The organism is Amycolatopsis sp. PS_44_ISF1, assembly GCF_032335455.1.
In the GTDB taxonomy this organism is placed as follows: Bacteria; Actinomycetota; Actinomycetes; order Mycobacteriales; family Pseudonocardiaceae; genus Amycolatopsis.
The window spans coordinates 1086776-1101839 of sequence record NZ_JANUXO010000002.1; the positions used below are offsets into that span (position 1 = coordinate 1086776).

Below are 15064 nucleotides of genomic sequence, written 5' to 3' on the forward strand. Positions count from 1 at the left end.
GGCGTTGCCGAGCACGCCGGCCGCCGAGGAGAAGACGATCAGCGTCGCGTCCGGGGCCAGCTCGTCGAGGTGGCCGAAGGCGTCGGCCTTCGGGCCGAACACCTGGTCCAGCCCGGCCGGGTCCAGCGAGCCGACCGGTCCGTCGGCCAGCGCCCCGGCCGCGTGGATCACCACGTCCGGCCGGGTCTCGGCGAGCAGTTCGCGCACCTGCGCACGATCGGAGACGTCGCAGGCGTGGGTTTCGAAACGGTCGCCGGTCCCGGTCCGCGAGGCCAGCACGATCTCGCGGACGCCGTGTTCGGCCGCGAGGTGCCCGGCCACGAGCGTGCCGAGCGTCCCGGTGCCCCCGGTGATCAGCACCCGGGTGCCCGCGCCGAAGGTGAGGCCGGGCCCCGGCTCGGCCCTGACCAGCCGCGGCGCGAAGAACTGTCCGTCCCGGACAGTGAGCTGCCCTTCTCCCCGCGCGGCGGCGGCTTCGGCGACGCCCGCCGGGTTCGCGCATTCGCCGTCCAGCAGGAACAGCCGCCCCGGGTGCTCGGCCTGGGCCGCGCGGACGAGTCCCCACACCGCGGCTTCGGCCGGGTCGGTCCGGCCCGCGCGGGTGAGCACCACCAGCCGGGTGTCCCCGGCGCCGGCCAGGAGCGCCTGCACGGCTTCGAGCGCGCCGGCCACCGCGCGCCGCGCCCGTTCGGCGTCGGGCCCGGTCCCGGTTTCGACGGGGAAGATCCGCCAGTTCCCGGGCTCGCCCGGGGACAGCGGCACCGGGACCCAGTCGAGGCGGAACAGCTCCACCGGCCGCAGGTCCGCGACGGCCACCGGACGGCTGGTCAGCTCGCCCAGGGTGAACACCGGGCGCCCGTCGAGGTCGACGGCCGCGAACTGGTTGCGGCGGATCCGCACCCGGAGCGAGCGGGCGCGGCCGTGCAGCCGGAGCCGCTGCCAGGCGAACGGCAGCTCGATCCGGCCGTCTTCGCGCGACGCGGACAGCGCGGCCGGGTGCAGGCTGGCGTCGAGCAGCGCCGGGTGGATCGCGAACCCCTCCGCGTCGGCTTCGCCGGGCAGCGTGACCTCGGCGAACAGCTCGTCGCCCCGTCGCCACAGCGACCGCACGCCCTGGAACGCCGGCCCGTACTCGTACCCGGAGCCGGCCAGCGTCGCGTAGAGGTCGGCCACGGGCTCGGCGCCCGCCGGCGGCCACTCGAAGGTCTCGCCGTGGTCGCCGGTCGTGGCGAGCGTGCCGGTGGCATGCCGGGTCCACCGGCCCTCGGCGGCCCTGGCGTGCACGCTCACCGGCCGCCGGCCATCCTGCTCGGCCCCGACCACCACCTGCACCGGCACCGGCTCCGGGCCCAGCACCAGCGGGAACTCGACCACCAGCTCGTCGAGCCCCGGGCACCCGGTGACCGCGCCGCCCTGCAGCGCCAGCTCCACCCACACCGCCCCGGGCACCACCACGGCCCCGGCGACCGCGTGATCGGCCAGCCACGGCTGCGCCTGCGGTGAGAGGCGCCCGGTGAGCACGCCCCCGCCGGTCTCCGGGTTCTCCACGAACGCCCCGAGCACGGGATGCGGTACCGGTTCCAGCCCGGCACCCGCCACGTCGCCGGTGGGCTTCGGCGGGATGAGCCAGTAGTGCTCGCGGGCGAACGCCGTCGTCGGCGCCTCGGTCAGGGGCGCCTCCGGCACCACCCGGCGCCAGTCGACGGTGCCGCCGTGCACGAAGACCTCGGCCAGGGAGCGGAGGAACCGGTCGCGGCCCCCGTCCTCGCGGCGCAGCGAGCCGACGGCGATCGCGTCCGGCACGGTCTCCAGGACGGCCGCGGTCAGCACGGGGTGCGGACTGCACTCGACGAACAGGTCGAAACCCTGAGCACCGAGCTCGGCCACCGCGTCCGCGAACCGGACCGGCTCCCGCAGGTTCCGCACCCAGTAAGCCGCCTCCACCTCCTCCACCCAGCCCACGTCCACCGTCGACAGCCACGGAATCTCCACCACCCCCGAGCCCACCCCACCCAGACGCGACCGCACTTCCCCCGCCACCGCGTCCACCTGGGCGGAATGCGACGCGTAGTCCACCTCGACCCGCCGGACCCGGACCCCGGCCGCCCGGTACCGCTCCTCCAGCCGCTCCAGCACCCCGGACGCCCCCGACAGCACCACCGACCGCGGCCCGTTCACCGCCGCCACCTCAACCCCTTCGGGCACCTCGTCCACCGAGACCCCGACCGACAGCATCCCCCCGCGACCGGCCAGCCCGGAAGCGATCACCTGGCTCCGCAACGCCACGACCTTCGCCCCGTCCTCCAACGACAACGCCCCCGACACGCACGCAGCCGCGATCTCGCCCTGCGAGTGCCCCACCACCGCATCCGGCACCACCCCGCACGACTCCCACAGCGCCGCCAACGACACCATCACCGCCCACGACACCGGCTGCACCACCTCGACCCCGCCCCACGAGTCGCCGAACACCACCTCGCGCAACGACCAGTCCACGAAGGCCGACAACGCCCGCCCGCACTCCTCCATCCGCGCCGCGAACACCGGCTCGCTCTCCCACAGCTCCCGCCCCATGCCCACCCACTGCCCACCCTGACCCGGAAACACCAGGACCTGCTTGCGCTTCCCGGCCGCCACGCCGGTGAACACGTCCGCAGTGGACTGTCCCGCCACGTGCGCACGCAGGGCCTCCGCCGAAAGCGCGACCGCCCGGTGCGGCCACGGGGGCCGCCCCGCCGCCAGGGTGCGCGCGGCCGCCGCGGGATCCTCCAGCCCGGCGACCTCCGCCAGCCGATCGCGCAGCGCCGCCGCTCCCCGGGCCGAAACGACCAGTGGCCCCGCCTCCGCGGGGGCCGTTCGCTCCTGCACCGGCGGCGCTTCCAAGATGACGTGGGCGTTCGTCCCGGAGACGCCGAACGAGGACACCCCCGCCCGCCGGGTCCCGCCCGTCCACGGCACGGCGGTGGTCAGCAGCTCCACCGAACCGCTCGCCCAGTCGACCCGCCCGCTGGGCCGGTCCACGTGCAGGGTCCGGGGCAGCCGGGCGTGGCGCAGGGCCAGCACCATCTTGATCACCCCGGCCACCCCGGCCGCGGCCTGGGTGTGCCCGACGTTGGACTTCACCGAGCCCAGCCACAGCGGCCGGTCCCGCTCGCGGCCGTAGGTGGCGAGCAGCGCCTGTGCCTCGATCGGGTCACCGAGCGCGGTTCCGGTGCCGTGCGCCTCGACCACGTCCACATCGGACGCTTCCAGACCGGCGTTGGCCAGGGCCTGGCGGATCACCTTCTCCTGCGCCGGTCCGTTCGGCGCGGTCAGCCCGTTCGACGCCCCATCGGAGTTCACCGCACTCCCACGCACCACCGCCAGGATCTCCCGGCCCTCCCGCACGGCATCGGACATCCGCTGCACCACCACCACGCCCACGCCCTCGGCCCACGCGGTGCCGTCGGCCGCGTCCGCGAACGCCTTGCAGCGGCCGTCGGGGGAAAGCCCGCGCTGCCGGGAGAACTCGACGAACACCTCCGGCGCGGCCATCACCGTCACCCCGCCGGCCACCGCCATCGAGCATTCACCCGAGCGCAGCGACTGCGCGGCCAGGTGCAGCGCCACCAGGGAGGACGAACAGGCCGTGTCCACGGTGACCGCCGGGCCCTGCGCGCCCAGCACGTACGACAACCGTCCGGAAAGGACACTGGACGCGGTGCCGAGCATCCGGTACCCGTCGGAGTCCGCAGTCGCGCCATACGCCTGCGTCGCGGCCCCGAGGAACACGCCGACGTCCTTCGTGCGCAGGCTCGTCGGATCCACCCCGGATCGTTCCAGCGCCTCCCACGAGACCTCCAGCACCAGCCGCTGCTGCGGGTCCATCGACAACGCCTCGCGCGGCGAGATGCCGAACAGCTCGGCGTCGAACATCCCCGCGTCGTGCAGGAAGCCGCCGTGGCGGGAGGTGGAGCCGCCTTCGCCGAACAGCCGGTCCAGGTCCCAGCCCCGGTCGGCCGGGAACTCCGAGACCGCGTCCACGCCGTCGGCCAGCAGCCTCCAGTAGTCCTCCGGGGTAGCCACGCCGCCCGGCAGCCGCACGGCCAAGCCGACGATCACCACCGGGTCGTGCTCGGCCCGCGACGGTGCGCCCACCGCCGCCTCGGCCGTCCCGGTGAGCTTGGCGTGCAGGAACCCGGCCAGCAGCAACGGGTTCGGGTAGTCGAAGACCAGGGTCGCGGGCAGCGCCAGCCCGGTCCGGGCGGCGAGGCGGTTGCGCAGTTCGATGGCGGTCAGGGAGTCGAAACCGGCGTCGCGGAAGGCCCGGTCCTCGTCGACGGCCGAGGTGGAGAGCACCGCAGCCGCCGCCTCGCACACCGTACGGCGCAGTGAGGGCAGGTCGCGCCGCAGCCGCGGGACCTCGGCCGGCCGGCGCTGCATCAGCGGCTCGCCCCCCTCGGCGGGCTTCACCGTGACCAGCGCGGCCCGGTCCGAGCCCGCCGCCAGGTCGAGCAGCCGCAGCCCCTCCTCGGCCGTCATCCGCCCGACGCCCGCGCGCTCCAGCCGCTGGGTGTCGGCGGCGCCGAGCCGCCCGGTCATGGCGCTCACCGGCGCCCACTGGCCCCACGCCAGCGACACCGCGGGCCGGCCCGCCGCCCGGCGGCGGGCGGCGAACACGTCGAGGTAGGCGTTCGCGGCGGCGTAGTTGGCCTGCCCGGCCGAGCCGAGGACGCCGGCTGCGGAGGAGAACAGCACGAAGGCGTCGAGGTCTCCGGCCAGCTCGTCGAGGTGCTCGGCCGCGTCGGCCTTGGGCCGCAGCACCGTGTCGAGCGAGTCCGCGTCCAGCGCGGTGACCGTGGCGTCTTCGGTGACCCCGGCGGCGTGCACGACGGCGGTCACGGGCACCCGTGAGAGCAACGCCCGCACCTGCTCGCGATCGGCGACATCGCAGGCGGCCATGGTCACGACCGCTCCGGCCGACTCCAGTTCGGCGCGCAGCGCGGGGTCCTCGCCGCGCCGCGAAGCCAGCACCACGTGCCCGACTCCGTGCGTGGTGACCAGGTGCCGCGCGACCAGTGAGCCGAGGGTGCCGGTGCCGCCGGTGATCAGCACCGTGGCGTCGGGCCGCCAGGGCGCCCGGCCGGTCGCCGCGACCGCACGCAGATGCGGTACCAGCACCGCGCCGCCGCGGATCCGGAGCTGGTCCCCGCCGCCGCCCAGTCCCCGCCAGAGCTCGTCCGGCCCGGTGCCGGGCTCCAGGTCGGCGAGGGCGAACCGGCCCGGGTGCTCGGTCTGCGCGCTGCGCACCAGGCCCCACACCGCCCCGGCGACCGGATCGACGTCCGCGTGCTCGGTCACGATGGCCAGCCGGGCTTCACCCGGTCCGGCCAGGAAGCGCCGGAGCACGCCGAGCACCGCGGTCAGCACGGTGCGAAGCTCACCGCCCGGCGCCCGCCAGGCCAGCCATCCCGCCGCTTCGGCGCGCAGCTCGTCGACCAGCCGGCCCTCGACCGCGGCGCCGGTGCGGCCCGGTTCCCACTCCAGGGCGTGCAGGGGCGGTTCGCGCCGGGCGCGGCCGTCGGTCAGCCAGTAGTGCTGCCGGTCGAACACCGTCTTGGGCACCGGTACGAGGGTCCTCGGCAGGACGGCGTTCCAGTCGACGCCGTGCCCGCGCACGAACGCGGTGGCGGCGGCGGTCAGCGCCGAGGCCACTTCCGGCCGGTCGCGCCGGTTCAGCGGCACGGAGACCACGTCGGCCAGCACCCCGGAGAGCGAGCCGCCCGGGCCGAGTTCGAGCACGGTCGTCACCGGGTGGGCCGGGTCGCCGGTCATGGTCGCCACCGCGTCGGCGAACCGCACGGTGCGGCGGACCTGCGCCACCCAGTACTCCGGGGCGCACGCCTGCTCCCCGGTCAGGTGCTCGCCCGTCACCGTGGACACCACGGCCAGCTTCGGGTGGTGGTAGGTCAGCGAGGCGGCGATCTCGCCGAGCTCCGCGAGCATCGGCTCCATCAGCGCGGAGTGGAAGGCGTGGCTGACCCGCAACCGCTTGGCTTCGACGCCGAGCCGCTCGACGGCGCGGGTGACGGCCGCTTCCGAACCGGACAGCACGACCGAGGCGCGGTCGTTCACCGCGGCGACGGACACTCCGTCCAGCCCACTCTCGGACACCGCGCTCTCGGGTACCGGGACGGTGACCATCGCGCCCCCGGCGGGCAGCGCCTGCATGAGCCGCCCGCGCGCGGCGACCAGCCGGGCCGCGTCGGGCAGCGACCACACGCCGGCCACGAACGCCGCCGTGAGCTCGCCCAGCGAATGCCCGGCCAGCACCCGCGGCCGGATTCCCCACGACGCCACCAGCGCGGCCATCGCCACCTCGACGGCGAAGAGACCGGCCTGCGCGCCCGCCGTGCCCTCCAGCCGGTCGCCGTCCCCGAAGACCGCTTCGCGCACCGAGAAGTCCAAGTGCCGGTCCAGTTCGGCACAGACCTCGTCGAACGCGTCGGCGTACACTTCGAACCGGTCGTACAGCTCGCGCCCCATCCCGGCCCGCTGGACGCCCTGACCGGGGAAGACGAAGCCGAGGCCGCCGCCCGTGGCCTTCCCGGTCACCGCGCGCTCGAAATCACGCAACCCGGCGATCGCCTCCGCCGCGTCCCCGGCGAGCACCACGGCACGGTGCTCCCAGGTGCCCCTGGTGGTGACCAGGGCCCCGGCGACCGCGGTCAGTCCCGCGGCCTCCGCGCTTTCCAGGTGGCCCGCGACCGCGGCGGCCTGGGCGCGCAGGGCCGGCTCGGAGCGGGCGCTCACCACGACCGGCACGAGGCCGAGTTCCGGGACCGGGACGGCGGTCCACGGCTCCGGCTGCTCGAGGACGACGTGGGCGTTCGTGCCGGAGACGCCGAACGACGACACCCCGGCCCGGCGGCCCGGGGTGTCCCACGGCGCCGCGGACCTCAGCAGTTCCACGGAGCCGCCCGCCCAGTCGATGAGCTCGCTGGGCCGCTCGGCGTGCAGGGTGCGCGGCAGGACCCGGTGCCGCAGGGCCAGCACCATCTTGATCACCCCCACCACCCCGGCCGCGGCCTGGGTGTGCCCGACGTTCGACTTGGCCGAGCCCAGCCGCAACGGCCGCGCCCGTTCCCGGCCGTAGGCCGCCAGCAGAGCCCGCGCCTCGATCGGGTCGCCGAGCACGGTCCCGGTCCCGTGCGCTTCGACGGCGTCCACATCGGACGGTCTCAGCCCGGCGTTCGCGAGCGCCTGGCGGATCACCTGCTCCTGGGCCGGCCCGTTCGGGGCGGTGAGCCCGTTCGACGCGCCGTCGGAGTTCACCGCGCTGCCGCGCAGGACCGCCAGCACCTCGCGCCCGTCCGCGCGGGCGGCCGAAAGCCGTTGCAGCACCAGCACTCCCACGCCCTCGGACCACCCGGTGCCGTCGGCGTCGGCGCTGAAGGACTTGCACCGGCCGTCGGCGGCGAGGCCGCGCTGCCGGGAGAACTCGACGAACACCTCCGGCCCGGCCATCACCGTCACCCCCGCGGCGATGGCCAGCGAAGACTCCCCGGAGCGCAGGGACTGCGCCGCCAGGTGCAGCGCCACCAGCGAGGACGAGCACGCGGTGTCCACGGTCAGCGCCGGGCCGCGCGTGCCCAGCACGTAGGCCAGCCGGCCCGAGATCACCGCGGGCAGCCCGCCGGTCATCAGGTAGCCCTCGGCTTCGCCCGGAGCCATCGCGCTGGGCCCGTACGGCTGCGGCGTCGCGCCGACGAACACGCCGGTTTCGCTCTCCCGCAACGAAGTGGGGTCGATCCCCGCGTCCTCCAGCGCCTCCCAGGCCGTCTCCAGCAGCAGCCGCTGCTGCGGGTCCATGGCCAGCGCCTCACGGGGGCTGATCCCGAAGAACCCGGCGTCGAACTCCCCGGCGCCGGTGAGGAAGCCGCCGCGCCGGGCGTAGGTGGTGCCGGACGTGTCGGGATCGGCGTCGTAGAGCCCGGCCAGGTCCCAGCCGCGGTCGGCGGGGAAGTCCGACACCACGTCCCCGCCCTCGGCCAGCAGCCGCCAGAAGTCCTCGGGTGAGGCGATCCCGCCGGGCAGGCGCACGCCCAGGCCGACCACGACGATCGGGTCTCCCCCGGCCGGGGCCGGGGGGTCGGCCGGGGCCGGGGAGTCGGCCGGGTCCCGCTCCGGGCCGGCCAGCCGCTCGCCCAGGTGGGCGGCCAGCCGCCGGGGGTCGGGGAAGTCGAAGGCCACGGTCGGCGGCAGGGTCAGCCCGGTGGCGGCACTGAGCCGGGTGCGCAGGTCCACCGAGGTCAGCGAGTCGAACCCGGCCTCGCGGAAGGCCTGGTCGGCCGCCACGCCCCCCGGGTCGCCCAGCACGGCCGCGGCCTGCGCGCGGACCAGGTCCAGCAGTTCCTCCCGGTCACCGGAGAACTCGGCGAGCCGGGCCGCCGGCGCCGCCGCGCCGAGGGCCCGCCCGTCCGGGCCGAGCCAGTAGCGGCGGCGTTCGAACACCGAGGTCGGCAGCGCGACCGGGGGCGCGGGCGGGACGACGGTGGTCCAGTCCACCCGGCCGCCGCGGACGAAGTGCTCGGCCAGCGAGGTCCGGAACCGGCGGGTCCCGCCGTCGTCGCGGCGCAGAGTACCGCAGACCGCGGCGCCGACAACGTTGTCGGCCACCGCGTCGGCCAGCACCGGGTGCGGGCTGACCTCGACGAACAGGCCGAAGCCCCGCTCCGCCAGTTCGGTCACGGCTTCGGCGAACCGGACCCGGCCGCGGAGGTTGCGGAACCAGTAGTCCCCCGGCACCGGACCGGTGACCCATCCGGTGTCCACAGTGGACATCCACGGGATCGCGGGCGTCCGGGCCGTCACCCCGGTGGCCTCCAGCACCGCCGCCCGGACGGCGTCCACGTCCGAGCTGTGCGAGGCGTAGTCCACGGCGACCCGCCGGACCCGCACGCCGCGTTCGCGGTAGTCGCGCTCCCAGCCCTCCAGGTGCGCGGGCGTTCCGGCGAGCACGAGCGCGCGCGGTCCGTTGACCGCGGCGATCTCGGCGCCTTCGGGGGCCTCCTCCGGCGCGACCGCCACCGACAGCATCCCCCCACGACCGGCCAGCCCGGAAGCGATCACCCGGCTGCGCCGGGCCACGACCTTCGCCGCGTCCTCCACCGACAGCGCACCGGAAACGCACGCCGCCGCGATCTCCCCCTGCGAATGCCCGACCACCGCGTCCGGGCGCACCCCATGGGCCTGCCACAACGCGGCCAGCGACACCATCACCGCCCAGGAGACCGGCTGCACCACCTCCACCCGCTCCAACCCACCACCGAACACCACCTCGCGCAGAGACCAGTCCACATGGGACGCCAGCGCCCGCTCACACTCCTGCATCCGCGCCGCGAACACCGGCTCGGACTCCCACAACTCCCGGCCCATCCCCACCCACTGCGCCCCCTGACCGGGGAAGACGAACACGGTCTTCGCGCCCGGCAGCGCGGTGCCGCTGACCGCGGTGGCGTCCCGCAGCGCAGTGGCCGCTTCGGCGGCGTCCGCAGCCAGCACGACCGTGCGGTGCCGGCGCAACGTCCGGGTGCGGAGCAGGGACCAGGCCACCGGGGCGAGATCACCGCCGATCCGGTCCGCGAGCCGCCGGGCCTGCGCCCGGACCGCGGTGCGGGTGCGGCCGGAGACGATCAGCGGCCACCCCCCGGGCCCCGGCGGTACCGGCGGCAGGGACGGTGCGGGCGGTGCCGCGGGTTCCGCCTCGGCCGATTCGATGATCACGTGGGCGTTGGTGCCGGAGATGCCGAACGAGGAGATCCCGGCGCGCAGCGGCCGCCCTTGCGGTACCCAGGGTTCGGCCGAGGTGAGCAGGCGGATCTCCCCGGCGGACCAGTCGACGCGGGTGGAGGCGGCCTCGGCGTGCAGGGTGGCGGGCAGGCTCCGGTGCCGCATGGCCAGGATCATCTTGATCAGCCCGGCGCTGCCCGCCGCAGCCTGCGTGTGCCCGAGGTTCGACTTGACCGAACCGAGCCGCAACGGCGTGGCGCGCCGCTGCCCGTAGGTGGCCAGCAGCGCCTCGGCCTCGATCGGGTCGCCGAGCACGGTCCCGGTGCCGTGCGCCTCCACGGCGTCCACTTCGGACGGTTCCAGCCCGGCCTCGCGCAGCGCCCGGCGGATCACCCGCTCCTGCGCCGCCCCGTTCGGCGCGGACAGCCCGTTGGACGCCCCGTCGGAGTTCACCGCGCTGCCCCGGACCACCGCCAGGATCTCGCGGCCGTCCCGGAGCGCGGCCGAGCGGCGCTGGAGCACCAGCACGCCGACGCCTTCGGCCCAGCCGGTGCCGTCGGCGTCCGCGGCGAACGAGCGGCAGCGCCCGTCGCCGGAAAGCCCGCCCTGGCGTTCGAACTCGACGAACACACCCGGGCCGGCCATCACCGTGGCCCCGCCGGCGACGGCCAGCGCGCACTCGCCCGACCGCAGCGACTGCGCCGCCAGGTGCAGCGCCACCAGGGAGGAGGAGCAGGCGGTGTCGACCGAGACCGCGGGCCCCTCGGTGCCCAGCACGTAGGCGACCCGGCCCGAAGCCACGCTCGGGGCGGTCCCGGTCAGCACGTGCCCCTCGGTGCCGCCGCCGCTTTCGTGCATGCGGCGGCCGTACTCCTGCGGCATCAGGCCGAGGAACACCCCCGTCTCGGTGCCGCGCAGGGAAACCGGGTCGATGCCGGCCCGTTCCAGTGCCTCCCACGAGGTTTCCAGCAGCAGCCGCTGCTGCGGATCCATGGCCAGCGCCTCACGCGGGCTGATCCCGAAGAAACCGGCGTCGAACTCCCCCGCCCCGGACAGGAAACCGCCGCGGAACCCGGTGGCCGTCCAGCCCCGGTCGGCCGGGGCGTCGGCGATGAGGTCGGCGCCGCTGTCCAGCGCCGCCCAGAACGCCTCCGGCGAGTCGATGCCGCCCGGGAACCGGCAGCCGAGGCCGACGATCACCACCGGATCGTCCCCGGTCGCGGGAGCCGGACCGGCCACCGCCGCCGCCCCGGCCGCGGGTTCGCCGAGGAACTCGATCAGCCGCGCGGGGGTGGGGTGGCGGAAGAGGGCCGTGCTGGTCAGCCGCCGGTCCAGCGTGGCGTCCAGCCGCGCGGCCAGCTCCACCAGCATCGAGGAGTCGAACCCGAGGTCCCGGAACGGCGTGTCCAGCTCGACCTGCGCCGGGTCGCGGACGCCCAGCACGGCGGCGATCTCCCGCCGGGCCGCCTCCGCCGGGGCGGTGAACTCGGGGGCGGCAGGGGTTTCGGGGCTGGCAGGGGCTTCGGGGGCGGCAGGGGTTTCAGGGTCGGCAGGGGTCTCGGGGGCGGCAGGAGTCCCGGGGGCGGAACCGTCGTCGAGCCAGTACCGCTCGCGCTGGAAGGGGTAGTGCGGCAGCGGAATTCTCGGTCCACTGTGGACCGGCCAGTCGACCGGGACGCCGTTCGCGTACAGCTCCCCCAGTGACCGCAGCAGCCGGTCCGGACCGCCTTCGCCGCGCCGCAGCGTCGGCACGGTCACCGCGGCCGCGCCCCGCTCCAGCGCGCAGTCGCGGATCCCGGCCAGCAGCATCGGGTGGGGGCTGACCTCGACGAACACGTCGTGCCCGTCGCCGAGCAGCGTGCCGACCGCAGCGTGCAGGTCCACCGGCCGGCGCAGGTTCCGGTACCAGTACCCGGCGTCGAGCGGGCCGTCCGGCCGGTCGCCGGTCACGGTGGAGTAGAACGGCACTACCGCGGGCTTCGGGCGCAGGGCGGCCAGCTCGGTCTTAAGCTCGTGCTCGACGGGCTCGACCGCGGCGGAGTGCGAGGCGTAGTCCGCGGCGATCCGGCGGGCGCGCGCCTCCGGCTCGCTGGCCGCGACCAGCTCGTCCAGCGCGTCGAGATCACCGGCCACCACCACCGACGCGGGCCCGGAGATCACCGCGACGGACAGCCGCCCGTCCCAGCGGGCGATCCGGGTGCGGACCTCGTCCGCGGGCAGCCCGAGCCACGCCATGCCGCCCCGGCCGGTCAGTGCCCGCGCGGTGACCCGGGAGCGCGCCTCGATCAGCCGGGCGCCGTCTTCGAGGCTCAGCACCCCGGCGACGCAGGCCGCCGCCACCTCGCCCTGCGACTGCCCGACCACCGCGTCCGGCTCGATCCCGCGAGAGCGCCACAGCGCGGCCAGCGAAACCATCACCGCCCACATCACCGGCTGGTTGACCTCGGTCGGCTCCATCGGGGGAGCGCCTTCGGCGGAGGTGAGGACCTCGATCACCGACCACCCGACCAGCGGCCGCAGGGCGTCGTCGCAGCGGCGCAGCTCATCGGCGAAGACGGGCGAGGAGCCGAGCAGCCCGGTCGCCATCCCCGGCCACTGCGCGCCCTGACCGGGGAAGACGAACACGATCCCGCCGGTCCCTTCGCGGGCGGTGCCCCGGGTGATCGCGGGCACCGCGAGCCCCGCGGCCAGGTCGTCGAGCGCGGTGAGCAGTTCGTCCCGGTCCTCGCCCACGACCACGGCCCGCCGCGGCAGCGCGGCCCGGGCGGCGACCAGAGTGCCCGCGACCTCGTGCAGCCCGGGCCCCGGGTGCCGGCGCAGGTGCCCGGTCAGCCGCCCGGCCAGCTCGAGCAGGGCGCGGTCGGTGTGGGCGGAGAGCACCCAAGCGGCCGGGCCCCCGGGTCCGGGCCGCGGGCCGGTGCCGTCCGGCCCCGGGGCGAGGACCACGTGGGCGTTGGTGCCGCCGAGACCGAACGAGGAAACCCCCGCGCAGCCCGGTGCAGGCCACGCGGTCACCTCGGTGACCACCCGCAGCCGCCATTCGCCGAACCGGATGGCCGGGTTCGGGCGCGCGAAGTTGAGGCTCGCGGGCAGGCTGCGGTGGTGCAGCGCCAGCAGGGTCTTGATCAGCCCGGCGATACCGGCCGCGCCCTCCAGGTGGCCGATGTTCGTCTTCGCCGAGCCGACCAGCAGTTCGGTGCCCCGGTGCGGTGCGTGGACGGCGCCGAGCGCGGCGGCCTCCACCGGATCGCCCGCGGCCGTTCCGGTGCCGTGCAGCTCGACGTAGTCGAGCTCGGCGGGCTCCACCTCCGCGCGCCGGTACGCGGCCCGCAGCACGCGTTCCTGGGCCGCCGGGCTGGGCGCGGTCAGCCCGGGGGCGGGCCCGTCGTTGTTGACCGCGCTGCCGCGCAGCACGCCGTAGATCCGGTCGCCGTCGGCTTCGGCGCGCGCGAGCGGCTTGAGCAGGACGAGACCACCGCCCTCACCGCGGGCGAAGCCGTTGGCCCGGGCGTCGAAGGTGTGGCACCGGCCGTCCGGGGACAGCGCGCCGAGGCGGGCCAGCGCTTCGGTGGATTCGGCGGCGAGGTTGAGGTGCACGCCACCGGCCACGGCCAGCGAGGATTCGCCGCTGCGCAGGCTCTCGGCGGCCAGGTGCACGGCGACCAGCGCGGAGGACTGCCCGGTGTCCACCGTGAGGCTCGGCCCGGCGAGGCCGAAGAAGTGCGACAGCCGGTTGGCCAGGATCGCCCGGCTCGTCCCGGTCAGCCGGTGGTGCCCGATCTCGGCGCCGATCCGGGCGGCGAGCAGCGCGTAGTCGTCGGCGGTGGCGCCGACGAAGACCCCGGTCTCGCTGCCGCCCAGCGCATCCGGCGCGAGGCCGGCGTCCTCGAACGCCTCCCAGCCCAGCTCCAGCAGCAACCGCTGCTGCGGATCCAGCTCGCGGGCTTCACGCGGCGAGACGCCGAACAGCGGCGCGTCGAACCCGGCCACGTCGTCGAGGTACCCGGCCCGGGAAGCGGTGGCCGGGCGCCCGGGCGGGGCCTGGCCGAGCACGTCGGCCCCCTCGCTCAGCACCCGCCAGAAACCGGCGGGATCCCCGGCGCCGGGGAAGCGGCAGGACAGGCCGACCACCGCGATGGGGAACACGGCTACTCCTCGGGTTCGTGAAATCGGGTGCCGGACGGGGGGCACCCGGGGCCGGGTCTGCGCCTCAGTCCTGCTCGTCCAGCCCGGCGGCCTCCAGCGGGGCCGCGTACGGCGCGATCACCCGCATGAGCTCCGCCTCCCAGGCGGTGGGGTGGACCGCCGTGGTGGCCCGGGCCGGTCCGCGCCGGGCCGCCTCGATCCCGGTGAGCAGGGCTTCGGTGGTGGCCTTGCCGTGGTAGCGGTCCACCAGCCACTGGCGGCCCTCGGCCCGGACGCGGCCGGTGCCGGTCCGGTGCACCAGCTCCAGCGCGCGATCGGCCAGCTCGACGGTGCGCAGGCTCGGCACCGGCCACGCGGACGGCGCCTCGAACAGCTCGTCCCCGCCGCCGAGCCCGTACCCGGTGACCAGGCACCCGCTGGCCAGCGCCTCGGCCACCGGCAGGCCGAAGCCCTCGCCCTCGGGCGCGCCGAGCGCCACGAACACCGAGGTGTCGGCGAGCACCCGCGCGACCTCCTCGTGCGGCAGGCCGCGGATGTCGCGCAGCTCCACCCCGGCACTGCGCGGGTCGTTGCGCAGGATCTGCTTGAGCAGCGCGCTTTCCGACGGGCGCTTGCGCGACATCCACGCGATGCTGGGCTTCTTCTCCACCGGCCGGAAGAGCTGCGCGTCGATCGGGTTGGGCACCAGCACCGGCGGCGGCAGGTCCGGCACCGCCCGGCTGATCACCTCGACCGCGTCGCGCGAGATCGTCCACAGCGTGGGCGGCACGCTCCAGCCCGGGTACGGGTTCAGCTCCGGGCAGGTCAGGAACATCATGAAGTGGCCCTGCACGAAGATCACCTTGCGGCCGCCGGGCGCCGGGTCGTGGCCGGGCAGGATGGTCAGCTCCGGCACCACGAGCAGGTCCTCGGCCGCCATCTCCAGCTCCGCGCCGGACAGCGCCGGCACGGTGTCTTCGAACCAGTCGTAGCGGAAACCGGGGGTCGGCGACCAGCGGTAGGCGTCCACGCCCGCCGCCGCGAGCAGCGCCACGTGCTCGGTCAGCAGGCGGTTCCCGCCGACCGGGTACTGCACCTCGAACCCGGCGTAGATGACTCGACCGGCCACTGCCTGCTCCGTTCCCGGCCGCGGGACACACCTGGCCAC

General features: G+C 75.8%; 2 protein-coding genes (1 of these 2 only partly in view). Both read right to left on the bottom strand.

Annotation, left to right across the window (positions count from 1 at the left end; all coding sequences use genetic code 11):
• Positions 1-13917, bottom strand: the 5' portion of a protein-coding gene (locus NYF13_RS19420; RefSeq protein ID WP_315658607.1) for a type I polyketide synthase. Its footprint begins 765 nt before the window's first position; only the first 13917 of its 14682 coding nucleotides appear in the window; it begins with the start codon at positions 13915-13917; its stop codon lies off the left edge, out of view.
• A gap of 64 nt (positions 13918-13981) precedes the next feature.
• Positions 13982-15025, bottom strand: coding sequence for a glycosyltransferase (locus NYF13_RS19425; RefSeq protein ID WP_315658609.1), 1044 nt, complete (start codon positions 15023-15025; stop codon positions 13982-13984).
• Positions 15026-15064: the final 39 nt, after the last annotated feature.